This window comes from Butyricicoccus sp. OF10-2, assembly GCF_003481925.1.
In the GTDB taxonomy this organism is placed as follows: domain Bacteria; phylum Bacillota; class Clostridia; order Oscillospirales; family Butyricicoccaceae; genus Agathobaculum; species Agathobaculum butyriciproducens.
Genome location: NZ_QUMC01000015.1, coordinates 35,681 through 60,840, shown reverse-complemented (window position 1 = coordinate 60,840; position 25,160 = coordinate 35,681). Strand labels below are relative to the sequence as shown.

The following is a 25,160-nucleotide window of genomic DNA, read 5'->3' as shown; positions in this document are numbered from 1 at the left end:
ATATACGAAATACGGCACTTCCCGCGTGAATGCTTACGAACTTCTGGAACTGTCACTCAATCTGCGCGATGTGCAGGTCAGTGATGTAAAAATCATAGACGGCAAGGAAAAGCGTATTCCGAATACCAAGGAAACCATTAAGGCAAGAAACGCACAGGACGCACTTCGTCAGGCGTTCAAGGACTGGGTATTTGATGATCCTGCGCGCCGCGAACGACTTGTGGGTTATTACAACGAACATTTTAATACCACCCGTCCGCGCGAATTTGACGGCAGTCACCTCACTTTGCCCGGTATCAATCCAAGTATTCAGCTATATTCTCACCAGAAAGATGCAGTTGCTCGTATCCTTTACGGCGGCAATGCGCTGCTTGCACACTGTGTCGGTGCTGGCAAAACATGGACGATGGCTGCGGCAGCAATGGAGCTGCGGCGGCTCGGACTTTCTCACAAGCCGATGTTCGTCGTGCCGAACTCGCTGACCGAGCAGTGGGGCACAGAATTTCAGCAGCTCTATCCCGGTGCAAATATTCTGGTTGCCACAGAAGCGGACTTCACTAAGGAGAACCGCAAGGCGTTCTGCGCACGCATTGCCACTGGCGATTACGATGCGGTCATTATCGGCCATACACAGTTCGAAAAAATACCGCTATCGTCGGAAAACGAGCGCAGGCACATCGAGCGGCAGCTTGATACTCTGGAACTCAGTCTGACCGATGCAAAGCGGAACAAGGACTTAAACTTCACTGTAAAGCGGCTGGAATCCTCGAAAAAGAAGCTGGAAACTCGTCTGGAAAAGCTGATGGACGCAAAGGAAAAAGACGATGTTGTTACCTTTGAAGAACTCGGTGTTGACCGGCTGTTTGTCGATGAAGCAGACGAGTTTAAGAACCTTGCTTTGTTTACAAAAATGCGCAATGTCGGCGGTATCAACACAAGCGCAGCGCAGAAAAGTGAAGATATGCTCGCTAAGTGCGAATATCTGAACGAGAAAACGGATTATCATGGCGTATGTTTTGCAACCGGCACGCCGGTTTCCAACTCCATGACCGAGCTGTACACAATGATGCGCTATCTCCAGAACGATACGCTGGAAAGTGTCAACATGACCGACTTTGACAGTTGGGCGTCTAACTTTGGCGAAACCGTTACAGCGATGGAACTGGCGCCAGAGGGAACCGGCTACCGCACGAAAACGCGCTTTGCAAAGTTCTGCAATCTGCCGGAACTGATTAACCTTTGGCGGCAGGCGGCAGATATTCAGACCGCCGATATGCTTGATCTCCAGCGCCCGGAAGTGGAATACCACAATGTAAAGGCACAGCCAACAGCAGCACAGCAAGCCATGGTGCAGGAACTCGGCAAACGCGCTGACCGCGTGCGCAGCGGTGCAGTCGCACCCTACGAGGACAATATGCTCGCTATCACCAATGACGGACGCAAGCTCGCGCTCGATCAGCGGCTTGCAGACTCGTCCCTGCCGGACAATCCGGGCAGCAAGCTCAATATGGTCGTGGAAAATGTGTTCAATACATGGGAAAGCAGCAAGCCGACCAAAGGCACACAGCTTATCTTCTGCGACCTTGCGACACCCTCTGCGGCAGGCAAGGACAGCGGTCGTTTCTGCTCCTATGACGATATACGGGATAAGCTGATCGCCAAGGGTGTACCGGCTGACCAGATCGCATATATTCACGATGCGGACACACCGGCAAAAAAGAATGCACTCAGCAGCAAAATGAAATCTGGTGCAATCCGCGTGTTGATTGGCTCGACTGCCAAGATGGGCGCTGGCTTCAATGTGCAGGAACGCCTTGTTGCGCTGCATCATGTCGATTGCCCATGGCGTCCGCGTGATGTAGAGCAGCGTGATGGTCGTATTCTCCGTCAGGGCAATACAAATGAAAAGGTACATATCTATCGTTATGTTACTGAGGGTACATTCGACAGCTACAACTGGCAGACGGTCGAGAACAAGCAGAAGTTTATCTCGCAGGTCGTAACCGGCAAATCTCCGGCGCGCACCTGTGATGATATTGACGATGCTGCGCTGTCTTATGCCGAGGTTAAGGCGCTTGCTGCCGGTGATCCAGAGATCAAGGAGCGCATGGAACTTGATGTTTATGTGCAGAAACTATCCGTCCTGCGCACTGCATACCACAATGACCAGTATAAGCTGGAGGACGATGTAAATGTGAACTTGCCGCACAGCATTGTTAAGAAAGAAAACATGATTGCGGCGCTGAAAAGAGATCAGGCAACGCTGGACGCAAATCATGCCCAGACAGAGGGCGCAACCTTCCGTATCGAACTGAACGGAAAAACTTACACAGCTAAGGACAAGGCCGGTGAAGCGTTGCTGACCATGATAGCGGATGAACGCAGGAAGATTTCGCAGAACATGGAAGGCAAGCTGTCATATGATGACACACGCTCTATCGGTTCGTACTGCGGCTTTAAGCTGGAACTGAAGCGTTCGCTCATGGACGAGGTGCGTATCTGTATTCATGGTGCAACCAAGCGTATGGTTGAACCGGGTGATAATGTGGCCGGCTGCATCCAGCGTATGAACAACGCTATGAATGACATCGGAAAGTTTATCGGTGACAACGAGCAGAGCCTTGCTCGCCTGCATGAGCAGCTTGATGAAGCCAAGGTCAACCTCGGTAAGCCATGGCCGCTGGAGGACGAGTATCAGCAGAAGATCTCTCGCCTTAACGAACTGAACTACAAACTTACGAGACACAGTTCTCCACGGAAATCGGCCGATTTAGCAGAGCCAGAGTTGTGATGTATTAGTCATAGAGATAAAGGTATTCTGCGATTTACATACAACAAGACTTTGCAACAGTTCGAACGATTCTGGCTCAAAAATAATAAGCTGAGGGTAAACCTCAGCTTATTATTTTCACTTCACCATATCTATCCAAAAGCCACCGGTTATTAGCAGAACGATTGTCATTACAAGGATATATAACCCATAATAGCCTTCGACATTGTGCTTAAAAATTGATAATTCACCATTTTTCTTTTTCAGAGATTCTTTATATATTGACGCTATAAACGATGGAATAAGAATCCATACCGGAAAAGAATCAATAGAAAATAGATCACAGATGATCATCCATGGCACCAAAATAACGCCTATAATTCAACAACATACAAAATTTTGATAACATAGTAAGTTGTTTTCATGTGGACTCACCTCTTAATCTATGTCTATATTAGGCTTTGATTGTATTGGAAATCATAGTCTTGCTCTCCGACAGCGAACCCTTATACGCCGTTACCACGGCAGATACGCGGTATGTCTTGCGGAGCACTGCCGAATATATATCGCTATGATGCTTCGTATTTATCTTGAGCATCAGACAGTCGGCGCTAAAAACTCAAGCTCCTTTGTTTGTCCAATGTACAACCTGATTACGACAGAAAAATGGTTCCTTTGGCATAGGTTCCAGTGTCACCCTTTGTCAGTTTAATATAATATTTTTCCTTTGCATCAATGCTCGGAAATACGATATGTACTTTTTCACCGTAATTCACGTCAATTCCATCTACAAAAGTATTTTTCTTTTTTTTATAGAGTGCGACTGTATAGCTGGTGTCTTTCTTATTGCCAGTTGTAGCAGATACTTCTACATTAAGGTATCCATATGGATTCAGGAAACAATAGTTTGTGTATGTGTAGTTCTTAAAATTGAATGTTCCAGTATAAGTTTCTTTTCCCAAGTCGTATACGGATGTGGGGATACTATTACCACGCGCTTGCACATCGACCAACAAATTCTGACTGTATTTCTTCATATTCTGTTCGATTTCTTCATCCGAAATCGGTTCAGATGATACGATATACGGTGCACTCTCATCATTTTCTGTCACAGTCGAATATGTATCAGTAGTGTCTTCATCTAACGAAAATGCACCATTTTTCTGATATTCGTTATATTCAGCAAGGATTTCTTCATCGGATTGCGGGACAGAAGAAACAATCATTGCTGCAGAGGAAAGTTCCGTATCATCGGCTTTTCCGTCTCTGCGCGTTGCACCTGCGCTCATCATCAACGCCGAAGCTGCCATACAGCCTGCGAGCGTTACGCTCATCATTTTCTTGAACTTAGTCATGTTGACCTCCTGTTCTCATGCTTTCTGTGATAGCCATACAGATAATGTACGGCTCCATACCTTTCATTGGACACTTGCGCCGATCTGGAAAATCGGCTATACTATATCTATCCACATAAGTCCGATGCACCGCTGATGCGGTGAGGTGTCCAGCCTTTTCGGTTTTATGTGGATTTTTAACAAAACATTGGAATCACCTCATACCACAAGCATATGACACCCACACTCTATGAGTAAATGTTCAGTGCTAATTCAACTTTTTAAGGCAGTTTTACTTGAACTCCGCTATCACACTTCCGCCACTAATCATATAAGTCGGTTTGACTGTTATCTGGTAAATACCATTAGATCTGATATTTGCAGTCCAAGATTCGTTTGTCATCAGCGTTGCATAACTGTTGTTCCAAACATACTGATTGTTGGAATTAAGGCGATATATGGTGATGATTAAACCCGCATTATCTGGTTTCCAAACGCCAGTGAAGGTAATCTTATCTCCCGCATCAAGGGACAACTTTGTCCATCCCACTTTTTCCTTTCCAGCCGCAAGACCTGTCAGATCACAGGGAAAAGAGATACGTGGACTAATCGAGCTTTCTTCGGAAACCTCGATATCAGACATATCGGTTGCAACCGCACCGGAGTTCAACATCAGAGCAGAAACAGCCATACAACCTGCGAGCGCTACACTTAGCATTTTCTTAAACTTATTCATAGTATACCTCCGCATTTTAGTTTATGCTCTAAGATTGTTGTAAAGTAATTACACCGACCTTTGTTTTCTGTTATTATGATATCTATCGAAAACTATGTTACATCAAAATCCAAAACCGTGGATAACATAATTATCCATATAAGCCCAATACACCGCTTGCGTGGTGAGATATGCACTTTTTCGGTTTTATGTGGATTTTTAATAAACCATTGGAATCACCTCCGATCTTATTATCAGCATTAAGCCTTGATTGTCTTGGAAATCATCGTCTTGCTTTCCGACAGCGAACCCTTATATGCCGTTACCACAGCTGATACGCGGTATGTCTTGCCAGATGATACGGAATAACTGCCGCTGATAGATGCCTTGCGTCCATTCTGATCATCAGACCAGGTCTTCACAGTACTCCACGACAGTCCATTCTTCACCTGCAGGTTCGCAGTGATCTTGCATCGGGTAGCGATACCGTTCTGTCCGCGGACCCAGCCATCTACATACGCCTTGCCACCGGAGATGGAAAAAGTGATGTCGGCGTCGTTGATGTAATCCATGCAGGGTGCGACAATGGTCTGTGCCGCACAAGTCTGTTCGGTGTGCGCACTATCTTCCAACGCCATTGCCTGCGGCATTGCTGCTGCGAGCAAAGAAGCAGACAGACATACGCCAGAAATCAGAGTTTTTACTTTGCTGTTCATAATAGAAAAGCCCCTTTCATTTTTTCTTATTCACTGTAACGAACGAGAGCACCCGTTTGTGACACATCAGCCAAAAAAATTTTTCGGGTAATATCTGTTCGTTTGTACATGGTAACGAACGAGGATACCCATTTGTGACACCAACGCAAAAAATTTTTTCATTGCCCTGAAATTGCATTTAGAAACGCTTTGTGCTATAATCTGCTAAAATCCACTAAGGCGGTGTCAAATGCTAATTTATCTCGCAGCCATCAGTTCCGATGAAGATAAATCCAAGTTCGAGCTGATATACCGGCAATATCGTAATCTGATGTACTATGCTGCAAACCAGATCCTGCACAACAGCAGTGATGCCGAAGATGTCGTGCATCAGGCTTTCTTAAAAATAGTCGAAATTCTTGATACGATTTCCGAAATAAAGAGTCACAAAACGCGCTCACTCATCGTTACTATTACCGAGAGGAAAGCAATCGACCTCTATCGCTCCAAGAGCCGCACCGCTGTCCTGCCGTTGGACGAGACATACATTGGCAGCGTAGCGGCGAACGAAATCGAGCATATGGCGGAAAGTGATGCGATCGCCGCGGCAATCGCTGCTTTGCCTGCGCGTTACCGCGAAGTGCTGCTTTTGCGCTACGACAACGGCTTTTCTTATTCTGAAATTTCCAAAGCACTGGATATGACCGAGGCAGCAGTGCGCAAAACCGTACAGCGCGCGAAAGAGGCTTTGCAGCGCACATTACAGATACAGGAGGAAGATACCGATGAAGATAACCGATGATATGCTGTATCATCACGCGGAGGCTGCACGCGAAAAATGGCTATCCGAGACACTGCCGCCGCAGATACCGGAGCACAAGTTCTCCGGGAAATTCGACCGAAAGATGCGCAAACTGATCCGTGAGCAGCGCCATTCTGCGCAGTTCAATCGCCACATAAAGCTGTTGCAGCGTATTGTCGCAATTTTTCTTCTGGTATGCACCGTATCGTTCGGCGGCGTTATGACAGTAGACGCTTACCGCGAGAAAATCATTGAAACCGTCGTGCGTGTGTTCAACGAGCTGACAGATTATCGGTTCAGCAAAAGTGCAGATATGCCCGAAAGCATTGCATATGCGTTTCCGCCAACGCTTTCCTATATCCCGGACGGCATGAGCAAGGCGGAGGAAAACGCCGGAGAGCAGCTGTATACTGTCACATATGAGGGCGAGGACGGAAACTTTTTCGACCTGTCCTGCACTATCTTTACCGATGAAACGCAGACCGAAAAAATTCTCGATACCGAAGATGTGCAATCGACCGAGTTTGAGCTGCATGGAGAAACGGCAACGCTTTTCAGCAAGAACGGAGCTACCACGATCTTCTGGACGCATGACGATGTGCTGTATCACTTGTACGGTACAATTCCAGCTGATGAATTGCGCAAGGTCGCGGAGAATATTGAATAAAATGAAAAAACACCCCTCGTTCCAAGCATTCGCTCAGAACGAGGGGACTTTTCGCTTTTGGCCGTTAATCTTAACGGTAGCAATCTCAATGCTTTCGGCAGTGTACGATTTTATCTTCTGCGCAATTATCAGACTTCATAAGCTCCTCAATCACGCGCAGCCGTCTGCGGAAGAAACGAACGCGCGATACCGACACAATAGTTAAGATTGCACCGAAAATAACTTCGCAGATAATCGCGATTTTCAGTACCCACATCTTAATGATTTCCCAAAAACTTTCCGCAACCAATACGGGATAAGCTGAATGAGCATCTTCAATTATAAGATAAGTCATCATACACCCACCGATAAAAAGGAAAAGATACACTAATAAATCCCTTTTGAAATACTTATATCTCTTGTATGTTTCTTGATGTTTGGTGGCCAGTTCCTGACCACCAAATCGTCCGAAATATTCCTTATCCTGCTGTATCTGCATAACAGAGAACGAATAAAAACCGCTCACTTCGTTAAGATGTTCACACTCTTTACGCAGTTTTTCTTTCCAGTTCATAGATACCTCCTGTTGCTTATTTAGGGCGCGCAAACCCATACATATGTGATTTCCAGTACGAATTGGATAGGTCTGCGTAACCGATTGGATTTCCGCAATGCAACATTTTACCGTTGCCTACATAGATACCGATGTGCGAGATCGGTTCGGGGCAATCGTAGGTGTTCGCAAAGAATACCAGATCACCCGGCTGTGCCTGCGAGGCCGAGATTGGTGTGCAGCGCAAGTAGATACCATACGCTGTCATTCGCGGGAGATTGCATACGCCGGACTGCGTGTAGACCCAGCAGATAAAGCCGGAGCAGTCGAACGAGGTCTGCGGAGTAGAACCGCCGAACACATAAGGCATACCGATGTATTTCTTTGCTTCGGTCATGAGCTTCTGGAAGGTTTCACTGCCGTAAGCTGCGCCGCCGGTATACTGCTGAACCAGCATAACATAGAACATATTGCCGTAATTGTACCGCCAGCCGCCATTTTTCGCAGTAGAAATAGCGTTTTTGTAAGTAACACGCACACCGCCAGAGTGCTGCTTTGCAAAGCTCTCCGCCAGCTCAAAGGAGTATTTCTTACCGTTTTTCGCTACATAGTCAAGGAAACCGCCGCCGTAGTTGTACGCCTGTACAATGCTGTCACCGTCTACACCGAGCTGCTTTGCTCTTTTAACCAGTTCGGCATAGTATTTGCAGCCTGATTGATAGATGCTTCCTTGTCCTTGATTGCACCGGGCGGCAGTCCGGCACTCTCCGAGGACTGCATAACATCAGCCAACACGCCGCCGCTCTCGACTTGAATAATCGCCAGCAGTGTGCCCACATGATCGGAGATACCGTACTGCTTGGCGTATTTCTCTACAAGTGCCTGCAAGGCGAGAACTTCCGGGGATAGGTTTGCCGCAGCCGAACCGAATATCGAATTCAGCAGTCCTTGCAGATCGTTGCGGTACTTATCCAGCAGCTCCTTCAGCGTTGTGCGCTGCATTTTCGTAAATCCGTACTTGTCCGCAGCCTGGTCAGCAGTCAGTGCATTGATCTGCACATGAAGGATACGGGTTTTATTCACGACCGTAATCCACTTGGTATAGGGGTTCATATCTTTGTATACCTGCGCCAGAATCGCTTTTTTCTTATCGTCGATTTCGATTACATCAAGGCCGTCTTTTTCGGTTGTTTTAACTGCAAACACAGCTAACACTTCAACATCGTTGGCATAGTTACCCTCATAGACAACCTGATCGTAACTTTCGCCGGACAGCACTTCTTCGCTCCATGCAAACTGCGCATTGACATAGGCCGTCTGGACGGTCGAGAGCTTGTCGTTTTCTGCCGCCTGCGCGTCGGCAAAGAAAAGGCCAAGCACCGATGCGACCATCGCAGCCGGAGCCGCGATCATGCACATAACCAGCACACCTGCGAGAATCGGAATCAGCGCTTTAGATTTCGCAAACCGCACAGTAAACTGAAAAGCGGACTTCATTGCTGCCGAAAATCCTTTTTTCACTATACCGTTTGCATTAGTCGGCAAGGTCTTTCCGGCGAGTTTCGCAGCCTGCTGACGTTTCATTTTCTTCACACCAGCTTTGCGCGCCTTGATGCGGTAGCGCATACTCTTTTCGCTGCGCTCCGCAGCAGCTTTCCGCACCCGCGCATTATAAGCGGTGGCAGCGGCTTTACGCTGCTGTACAGTGCGTATCTTTGTCTGTGCAGAATGGGACGGGCCGTATACGCTGCTTCCTGCTTTATTCCGCGCTGAACTGTACACCTTAGATGCCGTACTCTGCGGCGTGCGGTACTGCGCACTCTGCCGCTGCTTGATCTGTACCGCTGCTTTTTTCTTTGCTGCGGCTTTGGCTCGCACAGCAGCGGTCGTGCGCTGCCGCCGCATAAACTGTTCACGCACTGCACCGCGCGGCGTAGTGGCACCATGCGCTGTGCGGATACGGTATTTCTGATACTGCTTTACCTTAACGCGGCGGATATTCTTATTTTCGCGTGTGGACTTGTAGGTAAGTCGTATACGCGCTTTGCCGTCTGCACTGCGATACCGCTGTGCGGTACGAACTACGGACTTGCGTACACGATAATCTTTTAGCTTGCTGTCCGCGCTTCGGTATAATGATCGTGCCGCCTTGCGTACCGGCTTGGCGGCAAGTTTTACTCCGACATAGGCTGCATCGTGCATACGTCGCTGAATCTGTTCAGTTGCCTCTACCTCCGCACTGTGCTGTGCGGCTTTCTTATCGTTTATCGTGCGGACGGCTGTTGCAATCGCAAAGCGCTTGATTAGGCGCTTTTTACGGGACTTTTTCTTTTCGGCACCGTCTGTACCCGGTACTCCGAAAGTCTGCTTAGCACGCAGCTCCGCGCCCGCACGAGTGCTTGCTCCTCCTGTATTGCGATAGGTCTTGTTATCACTGCGGCTGTAAGACACTCTACGCCCGGTTGTAGGCGCAGAGTGAACCTTGGCAGCATCGCTCTTGTCCTTGTATTTATACACCATGCGGCTTTACCTGCTCCCGGTCTGCCGGTTTGGTGGTCATGAGCTTATACAGCTCTGTATCTTCCGGGAAGCTGTTGACGAACGGAATAAACGCGCCGCCGAACTTCATCAGGCCGCAGCCGGGATCAGCGTTTTCCACATACGAAAGCTGCGTGTCCGAAATATTCAGCAGTTCTGCCAGTGCCGCGCGGTCAGATGCAGACTGCGAAAGCATAATAAGAAACTCGGAGTTTGCCAGCATCCAGCAGGCGTCCTTGCTCGTCAGCATCTCACCGACATTTTGCGTAATGCCGGTCATATAACCGGCGCGCTTACGAACCTGCTTCCACATTCGCAGGAAGAAGTTCGTGGCGAACGGATAGCGGAAGAAGATTGAGAACTCGTCTACGAATACCCATGTACGCCGACCTGCACGCCAGTTCTGAATCACGCGGTTATAAATGCTCTCCAGAATAACCAGCATACCCATCGGGAGCAGCTGCTCACCGAGATCGAGGATATTGTAAGAGGTCAGGCGATTGTTCTGGTCAACATTGGTTTTTTGCGCGAAAATGGACAGCGAACCGGAGATAAACAATTCCGCTGCCAGCGCAAGCTCCTGCGCTTCCGGCTCCGGCTGACGCTTGATCTCGGCCTGCAGGTTGGTCAGTGTCGGAGCATCGCCCTTGTATCCACTGGCGATATAGGGACGATAAACAGCCTGTACGCAACGGTCAATAATGGAACGATGCTGCGCTTTGAGATCGTCCTGCATGATCTGCTCGAACAGGGACAGGACAAATTCAGACTTGTCCGGCAACGGATCTTTACCATCATCGGCATAGCCTTTTTCCATGTCCAGTGCATTGATGCGTACTGCGGATGAACCGGAAATGTCGATCATGCTGCCGCCGAAAGCACCGACCATCGGCGTAAACTCGCCCTCCGGGTCGAGTACAAGCACATCATCGTGCGTGGACAGCAGCACATAAGCAATTTCCTGTTTAACAGAGAAAGACTTGCCTGCACCGGATACGCCCAGTCGGATACAGTTACCGTTGAGCAGATTTGCGCGGTTGGCAACAATGAGGTTGCCGGAAACGGCGTTGTTTCCGTAACAGATGCCGCCCATCTGCTGAATTTCCTGCGCAGAGAACGGCGTAAGGATAGAAACATTGTCCGTAATAAGCGTGCGCTGCTGCTGTACGCTGCGCAAACCATACGGGAGGACAGTATCCAGACCGATGTCCTGCTGATAGGCTAATTTCGTGAGGTTGCAGCCGAAACCGCTTGCAATTTCCTGCAAGCTCTCGGTGTCTGCATTTAACTGCTCAAGTGTTTTTGCGGAGTGTACGATGGTGATGGTGGTCAGCATTAAACGCTGGTCATGCTCGGTAATATCGTCCATGTAGTCAGCAACAACCTTGCGCATTTGCTGGAACTCATACGGGATTTCGGCCGCAAAATTATTATTATTGTTCTGTCGCTGCTGCCAGCGGCCAATGTCGGATTCGACGCGCAGCGCAAGACCGTTGAGCAGCTTGTGTGCTTCTTGGGTGTTGACCGGCTCGATGTCCATAGACAGCATCATCTGCCGCGGCAGTCCCATGAGGTCGTGGATCAGTTCATCGGACAGGCGCGATGCGAACTCCTCGATGAAGAGCACGCGCATAAAGCCTTGATCGGTTTGGATATAATCTTTATGATAACGCAGTGCCAGCGGACAGAAAACATCTGCAATATTCTGCCCGCGCGCAATCATTTCCTCCAAATCAGCCTTTGTCATGCGGTGATCTGGACGGAAAAAGTCGTGCAGAATACGGAAACGGCTGTTATTGTCCTGCAAACGAATGGAGGACGCAAGGCGCTGCATACCGATGCTCAGGCTTTTGCCGGCACGACCAAAAAACTGCCGGGCATCGGCAATGTTCTTACGCTTGGCAGTGAGGGTCATAAATTTCTGTTGCACGATGCCGTTACTGCCCTGCGCCTTGGACATAATCACCTGATTCAGTTCTGCGCGGTATTTATCCATACCGTCATGCTGCTTGCGCAGGAACAGCGTTCCTGCGTTGGCTTCCTTGTCGAATAGACTGTTTACCAGCGTAACTTTCATACGGCTGTCTGCCGCAAGGCCGTTCAACACACGCCCCCAGCTGTCCAGAATGGTGCGCTGATCGTCCAGACTGGCTACGGCATAGTTAATATCGGAAAACGACCATGTCTGGCTGAATTCGTTGTTGCCGACCTGCCAGATCGAGTCCGGAAATACGCGCTTAACAGGAATAAGCTGCTGCACGCTGCGCGGCAGGCGTACCGGCTTTGTGGTTTTCTCCTGCTTTTCTTTTTTCTCTTTAATTGGTTTGGTTTTGCTCATTCTGTTCTACCTCGTTACTGTGTTCACTGATTTTCTGCTTTGTTTTCTTGCGGCTCCTGCCGCTTTTCGATTGCTCTTCCGGCGTAAACTGCGCATAGAAGTTAGCGGAACGGTATACATACCAGCCGTTATGCATAAACATTGTGCGCATCCATGAAAGAGCGAATTTCTCAAAGGGCAGGCCATGAAAGGACACAAAGCCGATTGCTGCCGGAATTGCCGCCACCAGAATACATACGACACTCGCAAGTTCTGTTCCAAGAAACGGCTGTAAGCCGAAGTTCGCGGCTGCGGCCAGACCTGCGGCAAGCAGACCGCAAACCGTCTGCCGCACGCTCAGACCCATGACTACGCCCTCGTGATAATTGCGTATCTCTCGATTTACATTTGACTCCATAACGCTCCATACTCCTTGTTACAGCGCAAACATTTCTTTAACGGTTTTATCTGCTGCCTTGACCATACTGCCCAGAATTACCATCTGAATAATAACCTTGAGCATATAAGTCAGCACCAGTCCAACGCCGCTGTCACCAAAATTGATTGGAAAATCCGAACCGTCCACCGATGTAAAAGCATTAAATATGATGCAGGCAATAACGATTACGATTGCTTCCATGCACGCGCCGATTAAGCCTTGCATATAAGTCCGGCCATGTCGGCTGGTAAGTTCACCTGCAAAAGTGGACATGGGCAGCGGTGCCAGCGCAACATACATATAAATACGGAAAAAGCGTCCGTAAACCGTCATCAGCAGACTGATAGACAGCACAATAACGACTGCTGACAAAATCAGCGACACCAGATAAATGAATATCTGCGCAACAATTTGCGAATCTTCTATGGCGTTTCGTATATTTTCCGGCAAAGTGGCAGCATCTCTGTCAGACCGCCCATCTGCGCTGCAATATCTCCGATAAAGCTGCCGCTGATCTTAAATATCAGTTTTATCACTTCCATGCCCTGTGAAATCAGTACCTTTGCAGCGACAAAACGAATCAGATAACCAATGATCTGCTCCGGGTGACGAAATTCACGAAACGAAACCGTATGCTTAAAGAAACTCATGGCAAAGAACAGGACGAGCAGGCCGTAGCCTGCTCCCTGTAATGCGGTAAAGATTTTGGTAATTGCATCCCAGACCGCGCCGTTGTGAAAGGTTTCCGGGGACTGCGTGAGCATACTCCAAATAGAGGACAGTGTGGAGTTCCATAAGGTGATACAGTTTTCAATAATATCTACTACCCACATAGGAAATCAACTCCTTCGGGGATTAGGCTGCACCAATGCTGGTCAGGATTGCCTTTACAAAGTAAATCAACAGACCACCGAGAATGCAGAGAACGCCCTGCGTGCGCTGCGAAGCATCGTGCGACTGCACCGACATACCGAGCTGAAGCACACCCCAACCCGCGCAGATCAGACCAACAGCCTTAATCAGTGCAAAGATCGTGTCACTGAGCTTGTTTACCGCATTCAGCGCTTCATTATCTGCAAATGCCGGTACAACAGCAAGGCAGGCGATGATTGCCGTCATGGACAGCAGTCGGTGCGCAATGCGGGCGCGGTTCAGTGCTTTGGGACTGCACAGCAGCGCAGCAGCTTTTTGAGTAAACTTGTTTTTCATAATTCATTCTCCTTTTTGGGGGGATTGTGGAGGAATAACGAAGTATTCAAAGAGAACACCTCCGATTTCCTCTGGCTTGTATTTCTCGTCGATTTCATCGGCGGGAATCTCAACATGATATTTGTGGAACGGAATATGTTCCGGTGGTGAATACGCTTTTGCCTTGCCGTCACCGGCAAGCCATTGTACATTCGGGTGCTTTTGCAGCACATATTTCTCATCGAACACCGGGCGTTCGCCGCGCATGAACAAAATCGAATACTGATTTTCCATGCGGCTTATGGCATCCGGCGTCATAAGCTCTGTACCAACCTTCTGGTCATTCTGGCTGGACGAACCATGCGTACCTCTGGTCTGCGAGGTCGTTTTGGAGAAGATCGTTTCCTTGCCCAGTCGTTCGGACACATATTTGTGGGTCGCGGTATCATTGCCGCCGAGATACAGAAACTCGTCACACTGCGCCATCAGCGATTCCCATTCCTTTTCAAACATGGTCTTGAGCTGTCCGATGTCCTGCAAAATGACTGCACAGGACAGATTGTAGGAGCGGCAGGTAGACAACACATTGTCGAAACGATCCGGTGGCGGTGTATTGTAAAACTCGTCCATGATAAACCGTACATGGCGCGGCAGTCTGCCGCCGTATTCCCGTTCTGCGCGGTCGTAAAGCTGCTGAAAAGCCTGCATATACATCATGGAAACAAGGTAATTGAAACTGGTGTCGTTGACCGGCGTGCAGACGAAAATAGCGCGTTTCTTCTCACCGAGCGATGCTAAATCCATTTCATCTTCCATGGTCATATCCGCAATCTCGTCCAGCATGAAGTGCTTCAGACGCGAGCTTGCCATAATCAAAATGGATTTTGCGGTTTTGCCTGCGGCGAGTTTGTAGGCTTCCCAATACTGATTGGCAATGTGTTCTGGGTGATCTTGGGCAATTTCAGCAAATAGAGTATCTACTGGATTTTGTTTGCCCTCGTCCTCCTCACTGGCCTGCGCGTTGCGGAGCAGGAACATCACCGTTGCGAAATTCTGATCTTCCGGATCACACTCCAGATAGATAAACAGCACCAGAGCCGTTACGAGCGTTTCTTCGGCGCGTTCCCAGAACGGGTCACTGCTGCGTGAGCCTTTCGGCGTGGTCGCACGAAACAGCAGCGTTACAAGCTGCACACAGTCTACCTCGGAACGCAGATAGCGGAACGGATTGTACATATTACCGCAGCGGCGTTCGCCTTCTTTGAGGTTAAACACCTTGATGTCGTAACCCTCGTGGAGTAGGAACTCTGCACAGTCGCGCAGCAGCTCACCCTTCGGGTCACAGATAATGTACGAGCAGTTTGCCTGCAAAATCTCCGGTTTCGACACCGACCGGCTCTTACCTGTACCGGAACCGCCGATAACCATCATATTGAGGTTGCGCTGGTGCCGGAATACATCAAGGCCAATGCGTGTGTGCATGGTCAGCGGTATGTTCTGGTCTACATGAACCGCAAGTGCTTTCCGTTCTTTGCGGCGCTGGCGTTCTTCTTCTGTTAGCTTTCCGGTGATAAATTCTGCACATAAAGCGACGAAACTCGCTATGCGGTGAAGCATTTGTTTCACTTCAACCGTAAATTTATCGTGATACCGGTACTTGCTGTCTATCTGCTTGGCGTTGCCCCATTCGGCAGAGCCGTATTCTTCGCCCGGGCGGCGCTTGCGCTGGCTGTCCCGATAGAGCATGATGCACAGCGCATAAGCAGCAAGTGCGATCAGTACAGCTTTCAAGCTGTACTGGTTAAAGGAAAAATGCCAGGGCTGTTCTATTGCTGTTCCGAAAGCGTTTATCCAGTCGATCAGCGTTCGTCCCGGCGCAGCGCAGCTGCCGCCGATCAATCCGAGCCAGATAACCGGCAGAGCGAACACCACCAGAGTGGTGGTGCTCGCTGCCGAACCTCTTTTGTCCGGTCGCATAGGTGTTACCTCTGATTACCGGACGCAATCAGAATATCGTTATACGCCCAGAAGTTCATCGGCACATCGGTATAGCGAATACCGCTGATGTCGGTGGACGAGAGCGTGCGTCCCATCGTGCGGTTGACTACCGCCGCAGCTTCAGCGCGCGTGATATAGTCATACGGACGGAATGTGCCAGACGGATCACCGCGCACCCAGCCGCGATCCGAGCAGTACGCAATCGCAGCTGCGTTCGGCGCGGTGGAATACACATCAGTAAAGCGATTAGAACCGTTATAGTCCGAAGTGGTATCCAGACGGTAGATCATCTCCACAAAGTCTGCGCGCGTGATTGCCGCATTGGGATTAAAATAAGTGCTGCTGTCTACAATGCCGCCGTATACGAACGCAGACAGTGCATTAGAGTAGTAGCTGTTTACCTGCACATCGGAGAAGCCGCTGCTGTTGGTATACTTGCTGCCGCTTGCGTTGGTCATGCGTGCAAGGAGCTGTACCGCTTCGGCGCGCGTGAGGTTCTGCTTCGGATGGAACTGCGAGTTATAACCAACAAAGAACGGCGTTTTAACCGAACGGTCAATGTAAATCTTGCCGTTTGCACCATTACCGGTGGTCGGCTTGACCGCAGAACTCGATTTCACAGCGGTCGCGGAAATCGTGACATTGTTCTTGATGTTGTCCACATAAACTGTCACATTGCCGTTGGAATTGCGCGTCATGTCGTAATCAACGCCGTTTACGCGGATATAAGACGCGCCTGCCGATACGGTGTTGGACTTTGTGCCGACCTTGAGTGTAATATCATCGACTGCGTAGCCGGAGGACGGCTTAACCGTAAAAGCAACATCCTTGCCGTCGCGCACCGACGAGCCGGAAATATCCTTGCTAATCGTGAGGTGCGACGCCGACTTGATGGTAATGCTGTGGCTGGTGTCGATGCGCTTTGCCGTAGCCGACACATAAACCGGCTTATCAACATCGTTGACATACAGGTGCAGCACACCATCGCTGTCAGTTTCCATCTTGCAGGTCTTGCCCGCAACGCGGATAGAGGTCGCATCTGCATCTACGGTGCGGCTGCTATCGTCCAGCCGGAGCGTTACCTCGTCCAGCGCATAGCGGTCATCATCGGTGACATAGATTTCGAACTCAATGTCTGTGCCGTTGTCTACGGTGCTGCCGCAGTCCTTGCGGATACGGACGCCGGAGCCTGCCGAAGTGTCAACGGTGAGGTGGTCGGTGTCGTAGCTGCTCTCGGCGCTGACGGTGATATTGCTCTGAAGGTCGGTCAGATAAACAGTGCAGCCGTCGCTGTTGCCGGACACGCGATAAGCGTTAGACCCTACAAAGACGGTATTGCTGTTCGGCGTGCTGTACGCTGTCTTGCCGTCTGCTTCGAGCGTCAGCGCGTCAATCGTATAGCCGCGCTTTGCCGAGAAAGAAACGGTATAATTGCTGCCTTTCTTGACAATATCGCGTGAAATTTCGCTGCTGATGCCGCGCCCGGTGCGAACGGTAACAAGCACCTCGTCGCTGTCCGGCTGACGTTCTGCGGTTTTCAGTTCAATCGTGGTCGCAGAGGTAACACCGCCGGAGTAAACTGTCAGCACACCGGCTGCATCCACACGAAAACGGAAACCGTTAGAGGTCACATCGCAGCCTTTGGAAAGCTGGACGGTGGACTTGCTGCCGCCGATGGTGAGATCAGCGCGTGTAATGGCATACAGGCGGTCAGGCGTTGCCGTCATGCTGTACGCATCGCCCTTATTGAGCGTAGTCGTGGCAGCAGATACGGTCGCGCCGGTCTGCGAGGTAGCTGTGACTGCAAATGCGGTGCTTACCGCTTCGGCAGACAGCGTAACATCGTCCGATGCTGCCGGAATATCGACGGTCGCGCGGATCACGCTTTCGCCGCCCGCGTCCGTCTTGGACTGATAATGGACAGGATAAGTAATGCCATTGAGCTTCAGATCGCCGTCAAGGTGAACGACGCTGGCGCGGTCGGTATACTTGCCGTCCGAGATGATAAGCGTAGACAGATCGTAGCCGTCCAGCGGCGAGAAATCAAAGCTCTGGCTGCTGTCCGACACTGGATGATATGCCGCCCCACAGAGGACACCGAGTAACCGGTGCCGTTCTGTGTGGTGACGATGCGATCCGTTTTCGGCGTGTCCGCCGCAAAAGCGGCGGGACACAGTGCGAGTGATGCGGCAAGCGCCGCACAGACCAATCGTCTGATTTTCATATTCTTTCTCCTCTCTTTTCCTTACCAGCCGGTAGTCGGCAGGGTCGGCTTTTTATAAGTCGGTGCGCGGTAGATGGTGGTAGTCCATGCGTCATTCGACATGATCCACTGCTGGCTGTCATTCAGACCGCCAACATCTGCCTTATTAACAAACGAACTGCCGGAAGCCGACTTGCGAACCGTACCGTAAATATAAGCGTTATCCACCATACGGAAGCCGGACGGCACTGTACCGAAAATAAACATAATCTGCGTTACCGCTTCACCGGATTTCAGACCGAGTGCGGTCGGCGTTGCTTGCAGGACGCGGTTGACAGATGGGTCGAGATTATCTGCCAGCGTGCGCGGTGTCTGATTGAAGTTGGTCTTATAAACCACCTTATAGGGGATACGGGTGTTATAAGTGCCGGTTACGATCTTATCCAGCTGTACCGCCTGATACGGCAGATTGTCGCGCCAGTAGAAGCTCGTCAGACGAATGGAGGAATTATTGGCCACGCGGCTGATCGTCCACTTCATCTGCATACCCGGCGTTACCTGCTTCGGACCGGACTTGCCGATTACAACATTGGTGTAAACGCTCTCGTCCAGAACCTCCAGACGGACGATCTGGCTTGCAAACTCGATTTCCGCTTCAAAAGTTTCACCGGATACACCGTAATACTTCGGTGCTTTGGTTTCCTTGATGGTGTAACGACCCAGCGGCAGCAGCTTGGAGATTGCAAGGCCGCGCTCGTTGGACACTACCGTGTCTACAACATTCTGTGCCTTGTCGTAGATCTCAAAGGTTGCGCCCTGCAGGAGCGTACCTGCGGGCAGACCATTGATACTGTTGTAGTCCTTGGACTTTTTGATGACTTGGATCTGACCATACTGCGCTGTATTTTCCCATACAATCTCAGTGGTTTCGCCACGCTTTACGCGGAAGGTGCGCTCCTGTGTGTCGCGGATATATCCCGGTGCGGCCTGAATTTCTTCTGCGTAATATTTGCCCTCTTCCAGATCGTTTTCCAGCTCGATATAGCCATCGCTGTCGGTGGTATACTCGCCAACAATGTTCTTATTCTTGTCTTTGATCAGGAAACGCACGCCCGGAATAGGGTCTTTCGTCACGCTGTCAATCTTCTTGATGCGGACGCTGGACATCTTGGCATTTTCAAATTCCACAGTGGCCAGTTCACCAGCCTTTACAATAACATTCTTCGGATTTGTGTCGATACGGTAGCCATCGGGAGCCTTGATCTCGGTTACGACATAGATGCCGTCCTCCAGACCGGAAATGTTGACCAGACCGGCAGAATTGGAGGTATACTCACCGATGCGCTCACCGGACACCTTCTCAACCTTGAATTTCGCGCCTGCGAGTGCTTCGCCGGTGCCCTTGACTACCTTGCGGATTTGCAGGCCATATGCTTTTTTGTTGGTAAAGGTCAACTCATAGGACTGACCGGCCTTGACCTCAATGGTCTTCGGGGTGTCCTGCAAGATATAGCCGGTCGGCGCTGCAATCTCGGTCACTACCAGCGAGCAATCCGGCAGGCCGGTAAGCGTGATCGTGCCGTTTACATCGGTTTCTGCTTCCTTAACCAGTTCACCATTCGACTTAGTAATCTTAAACTTCGCGTTCTTGAGCGGCTGACGAGTTTCTTCGTCGATTTTCTTGATGGTAAGGCCGGACTGCTTTTTGTTGGTAAAAGTCAGCTCATAGCTGCCGCCTGCCTTGACCTCAATCGTCTTGGGCGTATCCTGCATAATGTAGCCGTCCGGGGCCTTAATTTCGGTTACTACCAGCGAACAATCCGGCAGGCCGGTAAGCGTAATCGTACCGTTTTCGTCCGTTTCGGTTTCCTTGACGAGTTCGCCGTTCGACTTCGTGATTTTGAATTTCGCGTTTTTCAGCGGCTGACGGGTATCTTCGTCCACCTTTTTGATAACAAGCTGCGACTGCTTGGTATCCTTAAAGGTGACTTCATAGGTCTGACCCTTGCGGAGCTGTACCGTTTTCGGCGTTTCATCAATCTCATAGCCGGACGGGGCCTTGACTTCGGTGATGATATATACGCCAGTATCCAGTTCGGGGATATGAACAACACCGTCCACATCGCTTACAACATTCTCACGGACAACGCTGCCATCGCCGCGCGTGATCTTGAACGATGCACCCGCCAGCGGCTTGCTGGTCTGTGCATCAACCTTTTTAACGAGCAGACCGGGTTTCTTCTCATTTTCGAGGGTAAGCGTGTAGGTTTTGCCCTGTTCCAGAGATACCGCATGAGGAGTTTTGTCGATGATGTAGCCGCCGGGGGCCGTTACCTCCGTTACGATATAATCTGCGGCATCCAGTCCCTCAACGAAGGCAGTACCGTCCTCGCCGGTACGAATATCTTCCTTGACTACATCGCCGTTTGCGCGAGTCAGCTTAAAGACTGCACCGGACAACGGCTTCTTGGTTTCGGCGTCGATCTTGGTGATGGACAGTCCCGGCTTCTTGGTGTTCTCAATAGTGAGAGAAGTGTCCTTATCTGTGGTATGCTCGATCTCGTAAGGCTTGTCGTTCAGAATGTACTCTTTCAAGGTCGCAACTTCCTGCACCTTGTAAGTGCCTGCCGGGGCCTTTTCGATAACGATCTTGCCATTCTCGTCGGTGGTGTAATCGCCGAGCAGAACGCCATCGCGCCAAATCTTAAACTGTACGCCTGCCAGCGGCTGCTTGGTCTGGCTGTCCACTTTAATGACCTCGAACTTCTTCTGAACGGTATTATCTACGATAATATCCACATTGCCGTCCGTCGTATGCTCGATGGTGATCGGTTCCTTATTCAGCACGTAGCCGGCAAGAGTGTGATACTCCTTAAAGGTATAAGTGCCGCTGTCAGCATACGGAATGGTAAACTTGCCGTCCGCGCCGGTCGTAAAGTAGCCGATGCTCTTACCGTCCTTGAAGCCTTGGAAAACAACGCCCTGCAACGGCTTGCCGGTATCCTTGTCGATCTTGGTGACGGTAATATCCTTCTTCATTACATTGGGGATGGTAAAGAAAGTCGGATACTCGGAATTATTTTCGATGGTGAATACCTTTTCATTCAGCACATACTTCGGGTCGGTAATGACCTCCTGCGCCTGATAAGTGCCAGGCTCTGCATACGGGAGCCAGATACGGCCATCTGCGCCGGTGGTGTAATTGCCGAGCAGCTTGCCGTCCTTGTAGATGGCGAAAGTGACGCCTTCAATCGGCTTGTGAGTTTCACTGTCGATTTTCAGAATACCGAAATGCTTCTTAATAGTGTTGGCAAAGGTAAGGGTCGGGATTTCAGCCTGATCCTTTACCAACTCAACCGTCTGCTCACCGGCGTCCATGTTGTAATGCTCGGTATCGCCGCCGGTTTCCTTAACGCGGTAAGTACCCGGCTGGAGATTTTCAACCATCGCTTCGCCGTTCTGGTTGGTCGTTACGGTCGTAAGGTGAGCATCGTTGTAGTAAACATCAAACTTCCAGCCGGACAGCGGAACCTTGGTTTCCTTGTCGATTTTCACAATGCGAATAGACAGCTTCTTGGTGTTCGCAATGTTGACCTCGCGGATGAGCTGCGTCGGGTCGGCCGTCGGGTCGATGTAGACTTCGTGTACCTGCTCGTCGCGGAGATAACCCTGCGGCGGTTCGGTTTCGACTACCTGATAAAATCCCTTTGGCAGATCGTACAGGCCGGCATTGCCGTTCACATCGGTTTTTACGGTTGCAAGCACCTGACCGTCGCGGCGCACCTCGAAAGTCGCTCCGGCAAGCGGCATCTTGGTGTCCTTATCGTACTTGTAGATTTTAATGCCCGGTCGCGGAGCGTCCTTGAACGACAGCTCAATGTCCTTGCTGTTGTCCCACGCAAAGGTCTGAATGTCCGAACCATCGGTAGCGTATCCCTCCGGTGCAGCAACCTCGTACACCTCAAAGGAACCGTTAGGCAGGTCGCGTCCCTGAATGGTGAACTCGCCCAGCGCGTCAGTGGTGTAGGTGTGTTTGAAGTTGTTGTCGATGCCGCGCACCTCAAAGGTAGCGCCCATCAGGTTGCGACCATCGGCGGACGAAATCTTGTGAACCTTAAAGGTGTGATCATCGCTGTTGGCGAGCTTCAGCTCGACCGTCTGACCGCCCTTGGTGCCGGTATTGACCGTCTTGGACGGGAGCAGGGTGTAACCCTCCGGTGCTGCGGTTTCCTTGACGGTTACGGTTGTGTTAGTTGGTAATTCTGTAAAGATTGCTTCACCGTTACTATCTGTTGTTGCCGTCTTATTCTGTGCTTTACCTGCATCAGTATAGGTAATCTGAAAAGTACAGCCATCCAACGGAGCGCCGTCCTTATCAGTTTTCATGACTTTCAGCTTTACTTTATCTTTGGGGACAGTGGTCGAACTGAATGACAACTTATTACTGGACAGCTTAACAGCCGGTTCAACCAAAATGACAGGCTGAATACCGGAGCTGTTCGTCGATGCGACATAGACATTGTAGCGGTCAACATTCATGCTGGTTAAGAAAGAAGTAGACAGCTTAGTGCCTGCTGTGTCCATCTGTTCGGCAGTAGATTTGGGGATACAGAAGTAAAACACCTGACCGAAAGCCATATCATTGCCGTTCTTATACAAGGTCTTGTCGCTGTGAACCTTGCTCAGTGTCAGCAGGCCATCGTTGCCATTCTTGTTGCCGTCCTCGTCCATGATAAACGCGCCGGACGGAAGATTGGATGCACGCACAAAGATACGATTGCTGCGAACGAAAGTTGCAGATGCCGCAGCCATCGGCAGCACGAGATAATCTGTACCATCAATCGACTTTTCGGCAAATACACCGGACTTCACAATACCGCTCGGCAGATCGACCGAGCCGGTCTTTGCATTGGCGGCATTGTAGGTTGCACTGCCCGGCGTATAATTGATCGTGTTGCCGACCCATGGGGCATGACCCTTACCGCTGCTGCCCCAAACGCCGTCAAACTCATTGCCGTATTTCAACATCTCAATGGCGGCGTAAAGAGTAAGTGCTTCCGAAGTAGTGGATGCACTCAGCGTCTTGCCGGACGAACGGTAGCCGAGCGAGGTGGAACTGGGATAGGTGATACCGAACTTGCTGTTAGCCGCGATCTGTGCATCACCCAACGCACACCAGATAGCAGCCTGCGAAGCAGAAAAATACATATCTGCGGTAAAGTTACCGGCGTTGAGCACCTTGGAACCGCTGATAAAGGTGTTCAAAGTGTTACGGCTGTCCGACTTGACAACAACGCCGTACACACGCATATCCTTGACCTGCCCGGTTACGGTGTACGGCTTGCCGCCTGTACCGGGATTGCCCTTGGCGTGATCTGCGCAGTATGCGCGGATTTCCGTACCGTCCGATGCTTTGGTGAACATCGGCCAGACATTACGCGGTGCACCATTCTGCTGGAACCACGCCTTGCTGACGCCCTTGTCCGCCACATTGTAGGTTTCACCGACCTTGATCTCGATAGCCGATGCCTTGTTATCTTCTTCCGCAGCGAATGCGGTAGGTACACTGACCGCCATGCTGCTGACAAGCGTCACAGCAGACAAAACGCCCGCCAATGTACGCTTAAAGAAGTTTTTTCTCATTTTTTCATCTCCTTTTGCAAATAAAAAAGCGATTAGGGGAATTAAACCTAATCGCTTTAAAGCACATATTAAATTATGTTACGCGAAGTTTTGTGTACAGAAAATATTACGTCCATCAGCTGCCACAGCAAATCCTACACCGACTCTTGTAAAGTCCTTGTCAAGAATAGTGGCTCGGTGACCCGCGGAAGCCATAAACTTCTCCATATCGGTTTTTACTGGATCATCCTCAACAAAGCATCCGCCAACGATGTTTTCACCGCCCGAAATACTGTTTGCATCTACGCCAATGCTGTTAGCAAATTCTTCAACCTCCGACCATGTAGAGTGTCTAAACTCAATGGTAAGATGCTGTGCCCACGCTTGAGCGCGTTTCATCACATTATCATCCTTAGCTAATGCAGACAATCCCGCTTTGGCTCGTTCAGCATTGATGCTATCAATCATTTCGTTTTCCCACTGGCGAAGCATGGCATCTGTTACCGGTACAAAGTCCGGGTCAACCTCAACAATGTTTTCGCCGTTAGCCTTGCGGAGCTGCTTTGCCCAATACAGGCTGACTGGTTTGTTGTCGAACGAGATCGCATCAACGGCGCGCCGGTCATGCTCTCCAGCGCGGAGATCACATCAGCGGTAGTGGCGTTAGCCTTGCCGGTAATGGTCGGGCCGTACTTCGCAGCGATAGCAAGCAGCTTGTCCTTGTCGCTGTGGTTCTGGATCATTTCCTCGTTAAACTCGTCCATGGTGCTGTTCCACTTGGTAATGGCAGCAGCCGTAGGCGTGGAGGGTGTCGGCTTGACTTCCTCAACATAAGTACCGTTCGGGTCGATGCTGACCGTCTTGGTAGCCATGTTAAAGGATACACCGAAATTGATGGTCTTACCAATATCGCGCAGCTTGACATAGTTGTTGCCCTTGATTTTGTAGGCTGTCATGCTGACTTCCTTGCCGTCCACAGTGATACGCTGGTCGGTCGGCTTGGCGGTCGCGCCGGTTACGGCAGTGTCTGCAATTCCGGTCAGCTCCGGTGCAGTGCGCGTAGTGCTGATCTCGACAGTGCGCGTGTCCTCGTTCCAGTCCACGCCAAAGCCTGTCAGTTTACCAACATCGCGCAGCTTAAAATAGTTGTTGTCGTTGATGTTGTAGCCGGTCGGGTACACACGGGTAGAGCCAACATAAACAGCCTGTCCCTTAGTTCGGGTCGGCACAATGGTTAATGCGTTTGCTGCACCTGCGGTCGGCAGCGATGTTGCGATTACCGCCGCAGCAATGGCAGTTGCGAAAATCCTCTTGGTCATGGTCAGAACCTCCTCTTTAAT

The 25,160-nt window shown here is 50.3% G+C and carries 18 protein-coding genes and 1 pseudogene; 3 read left to right on the top strand and 16 right to left on the bottom strand.

Features of this window, described 5'->3' with window-relative positions; genetic code table 11:
* Window positions 1-25: 25 nt before the first annotated feature.
* Window positions 26-2,791: a DEAD/DEAH box helicase family protein gene (locus DXB00_RS09215; protein ID WP_158581291.1), complete on the top strand. Its 2,766-nt coding sequence runs from the start codon at window positions 26-28 to the stop codon at window positions 2,789-2,791.
* A 632-nt stretch (window positions 2,792-3,423) separates the two neighbouring features.
* Here DXB00_RS09215 and DXB00_RS09205 read toward each other — a convergent pair.
* The 3 genes from DXB00_RS09205 to DXB00_RS09195 all read right to left on the bottom strand — a co-directional run bounded on the left by DXB00_RS09205 (window position 3,424) and on the right by DXB00_RS09195 (window position 5,535).
* On the bottom strand, window positions 3,424-4,125 hold the full coding sequence (locus DXB00_RS09205; RefSeq protein ID WP_117488216.1) for a hypothetical protein: 702 nt from the start codon (window positions 4,123-4,125) through the stop codon (window positions 3,424-3,426).
* Between the two features lie 271 nt (window positions 4,126-4,396).
* Window positions 4,397-4,840 carry a hypothetical protein gene (locus DXB00_RS09200; RefSeq protein ID WP_117488214.1) on the bottom strand — a complete coding sequence of 148 codons (444 nt, stop codon included), beginning with the start codon at window positions 4,838-4,840 and terminating at the stop codon, window positions 4,397-4,399.
* Window positions 4,841-5,079: 239 nt separating this feature from the next.
* Complete coding sequence (locus DXB00_RS09195) at window positions 5,080-5,535, bottom strand: hypothetical protein (protein ID WP_117488212.1); 456 nt, start codon at window positions 5,533-5,535, stop codon at window positions 5,080-5,082.
* A 229-nt stretch (window positions 5,536-5,764) separates the two neighbouring features.
* On the opposite strand from DXB00_RS09195, the gene DXB00_RS09190 reads away from it, so the two are divergent.
* Both DXB00_RS09190 and DXB00_RS09185 read left to right on the top strand, forming a co-directional pair.
* The gene (locus DXB00_RS09190) at window positions 5,765-6,316 is read left to right on the top strand and encodes an RNA polymerase sigma factor (protein ID WP_117488210.1); all 552 of its coding nucleotides are present in this window, start codon (window positions 5,765-5,767) and stop codon (window positions 6,314-6,316) included.
* On the top strand, window positions 6,300-6,983 hold the full coding sequence (locus tag DXB00_RS09185; protein WP_117488208.1) for a DUF4367 domain-containing protein: 684 nt from the start codon (window positions 6,300-6,302) through the stop codon (window positions 6,981-6,983). The genes DXB00_RS09190 and DXB00_RS09185 overlap by 17 nt, the downstream gene beginning before the upstream one ends.
* A gap of 85 nt (window positions 6,984-7,068) precedes the next feature.
* Here the strand turns inward: DXB00_RS09185 and DXB00_RS09180 are convergent, their stop codons facing one another.
* The 13 genes and pseudogenes from DXB00_RS09180 to DXB00_RS09120 all read right to left on the bottom strand — a co-directional run bounded on the left by DXB00_RS09180 (window position 7,069) and on the right by DXB00_RS09120 (window position 25,139).
* Entirely contained in the window at window positions 7,069-7,536 is a 468-nt protein-coding gene (locus DXB00_RS09180; protein WP_117488206.1) for a hypothetical protein, read from the bottom strand.
* A gap of 16 nt (window positions 7,537-7,552) precedes the next feature.
* Window positions 7,553-7,885 carry a C40 family peptidase gene (locus DXB00_RS17215; RefSeq protein WP_242988038.1) on the bottom strand — a complete coding sequence of 111 codons (333 nt, stop codon included), beginning with the start codon at window positions 7,883-7,885 and terminating at the stop codon, window positions 7,553-7,555.
* Window positions 7,886-8,014: 129 nt separating this feature from the next.
* Window positions 8,015-8,517, bottom strand: a pseudogene (locus tag DXB00_RS17210) (lysozyme family protein); the annotation flags it as partial.
* 1,507 nt (window positions 8,518-10,024) lie between these two features.
* Complete coding sequence (locus DXB00_RS09165; RefSeq protein WP_119214819.1) at window positions 10,025-12,391, bottom strand: VirB4-like conjugal transfer ATPase, CD1110 family; 2,367 nt, start codon at window positions 12,389-12,391, stop codon at window positions 10,025-10,027.
* Complete coding sequence (locus DXB00_RS09160) at window positions 12,369-12,788, bottom strand: PrgI family protein (protein WP_118740085.1); 420 nt, start codon at window positions 12,786-12,788, stop codon at window positions 12,369-12,371. The genes DXB00_RS09165 and DXB00_RS09160 overlap by 23 nt, the downstream gene beginning before the upstream one ends.
* Before the next feature lie 18 nt (window positions 12,789-12,806).
* The gene (locus DXB00_RS09155; protein ID WP_119214818.1) at window positions 12,807-13,259 is read right to left on the bottom strand and encodes a hypothetical protein; all 453 of its coding nucleotides are present in this window, start codon (window positions 13,257-13,259) and stop codon (window positions 12,807-12,809) included.
* Window positions 13,232-13,642, bottom strand: a complete 411-nt coding sequence (locus DXB00_RS09150; RefSeq protein ID WP_119214817.1) for a hypothetical protein — start codon at window positions 13,640-13,642, stop codon at window positions 13,232-13,234. The genes DXB00_RS09155 and DXB00_RS09150 overlap by 28 nt, the downstream gene beginning before the upstream one ends.
* Before the next feature lie 22 nt (window positions 13,643-13,664).
* Window positions 13,665-14,018, bottom strand: a complete 354-nt coding sequence (locus DXB00_RS09145; protein ID WP_243036878.1) for a glutamyl-tRNA amidotransferase — start codon at window positions 14,016-14,018, stop codon at window positions 13,665-13,667.
* A 3-nt stretch (window positions 14,019-14,021) separates the two neighbouring features.
* Entirely contained in the window at window positions 14,022-15,974 is a 1,953-nt protein-coding gene (locus DXB00_RS09140) for a VirD4-like conjugal transfer protein, CD1115 family (RefSeq protein ID WP_119214816.1), read from the bottom strand.
* Between the two features lie 5 nt (window positions 15,975-15,979).
* Window positions 15,980-18,064 (bottom strand): S-layer homology domain-containing protein, encoded by a 2,085-nt coding sequence (locus DXB00_RS09135; RefSeq protein ID WP_119214815.1) that lies wholly within the window; start codon window positions 18,062-18,064, stop codon window positions 15,980-15,982.
* 176 nt (window positions 18,065-18,240) lie between these two features.
* A complete protein-coding gene (locus tag DXB00_RS09130) occupies window positions 18,241-23,841 on the bottom strand; it encodes an MSCRAMM family protein (RefSeq protein WP_119214814.1) in 5,601 nt (1,866 codons plus the stop codon).
* A 78-nt stretch (window positions 23,842-23,919) separates the two neighbouring features.
* Window positions 23,920-24,288, bottom strand: coding sequence for a CAP domain-containing protein (locus DXB00_RS09125; protein WP_158581290.1), 369 nt, complete (start codon window positions 24,286-24,288; stop codon window positions 23,920-23,922).
* Between the two features lie 32 nt (window positions 24,289-24,320).
* Entirely contained in the window at window positions 24,321-25,139 is an 819-nt protein-coding gene (locus DXB00_RS09120) for a stalk domain-containing protein (protein ID WP_119214812.1), read from the bottom strand.
* Window positions 25,140-25,160 lie beyond the last annotated feature (21 nt).

Bases quoted from the DNA above. Each gene is read 5' to 3' on its own strand.
- DXB00_RS09205 (WP_117488216.1), bottom strand. From the start codon at position 4,125: ATGACTAAGTTCAAGAAAATGATGAGCGTAACGCTCGCAGGCTGTATG.
- DXB00_RS09200 (WP_117488214.1), bottom strand. From the start codon at position 4,840: ATGAATAAGTTTAAGAAAATGCTAAGTGTAGCGCTCGCAGGTTGTATG.
- DXB00_RS09195 (WP_117488212.1), bottom strand. From the start codon at position 5,535: ATGAACAGCAAAGTAAAAACTCTGATTTCTGGCGTATGTCTGTCTGCT.
- DXB00_RS09190 (WP_117488210.1), top strand. From the start codon at position 5,765: ATGCTAATTTATCTCGCAGCCATCAGTTCCGATGAAGATAAATCCAAG.
- DXB00_RS09185 (WP_117488208.1), top strand. From the start codon at position 6,300: ATGAAGATAACCGATGATATGCTGTATCATCACGCGGAGGCTGCACGC.
- DXB00_RS09180 (WP_117488206.1), bottom strand. From the start codon at position 7,536: ATGAACTGGAAAGAAAAACTGCGTAAAGAGTGTGAACATCTTAACGAA.
- DXB00_RS17215 (WP_242988038.1), bottom strand. From the start codon at position 7,885: ATGCCTTATGTGTTCGGCGGTTCTACTCCGCAGACCTCGTTCGACTGC.
- DXB00_RS09165 (WP_119214819.1), bottom strand. From the start codon at position 12,391: ATGAGCAAAACCAAACCAATTAAAGAGAAAAAAGAAAAGCAGGAGAAA.
- DXB00_RS09160 (WP_118740085.1), bottom strand. From the start codon at position 12,788: ATGGAGTCAAATGTAAATCGAGAGATACGCAATTATCACGAGGGCGTA.
- DXB00_RS09150 (WP_119214817.1), bottom strand. From the start codon at position 13,642: ATGTGGGTAGTAGATATTATTGAAAACTGTATCACCTTATGGAACTCC.
- DXB00_RS09145 (WP_243036878.1), bottom strand. From the start codon at position 14,018: ATGAAAAACAAGTTTACTCAAAAAGCTGCTGCGCTGCTGTGCAGTCCC.
- DXB00_RS09140 (WP_119214816.1), bottom strand. From the start codon at position 15,974: ATGCGACCGGACAAAAGAGGTTCGGCAGCGAGCACCACCACTCTGGTG.
- DXB00_RS09130 (WP_119214814.1), bottom strand. From the start codon at position 23,841: ATGAGAAAAAACTTCTTTAAGCGTACATTGGCGGGCGTTTTGTCTGCT.
- DXB00_RS09125 (WP_158581290.1), bottom strand. From the start codon at position 24,288: ATGATTGATAGCATCAATGCTGAACGAGCCAAAGCGGGATTGTCTGCA.
- DXB00_RS09120 (WP_119214812.1), bottom strand. From the start codon at position 25,139: ATGACCAAGAGGATTTTCGCAACTGCCATTGCTGCGGCGGTAATCGCA.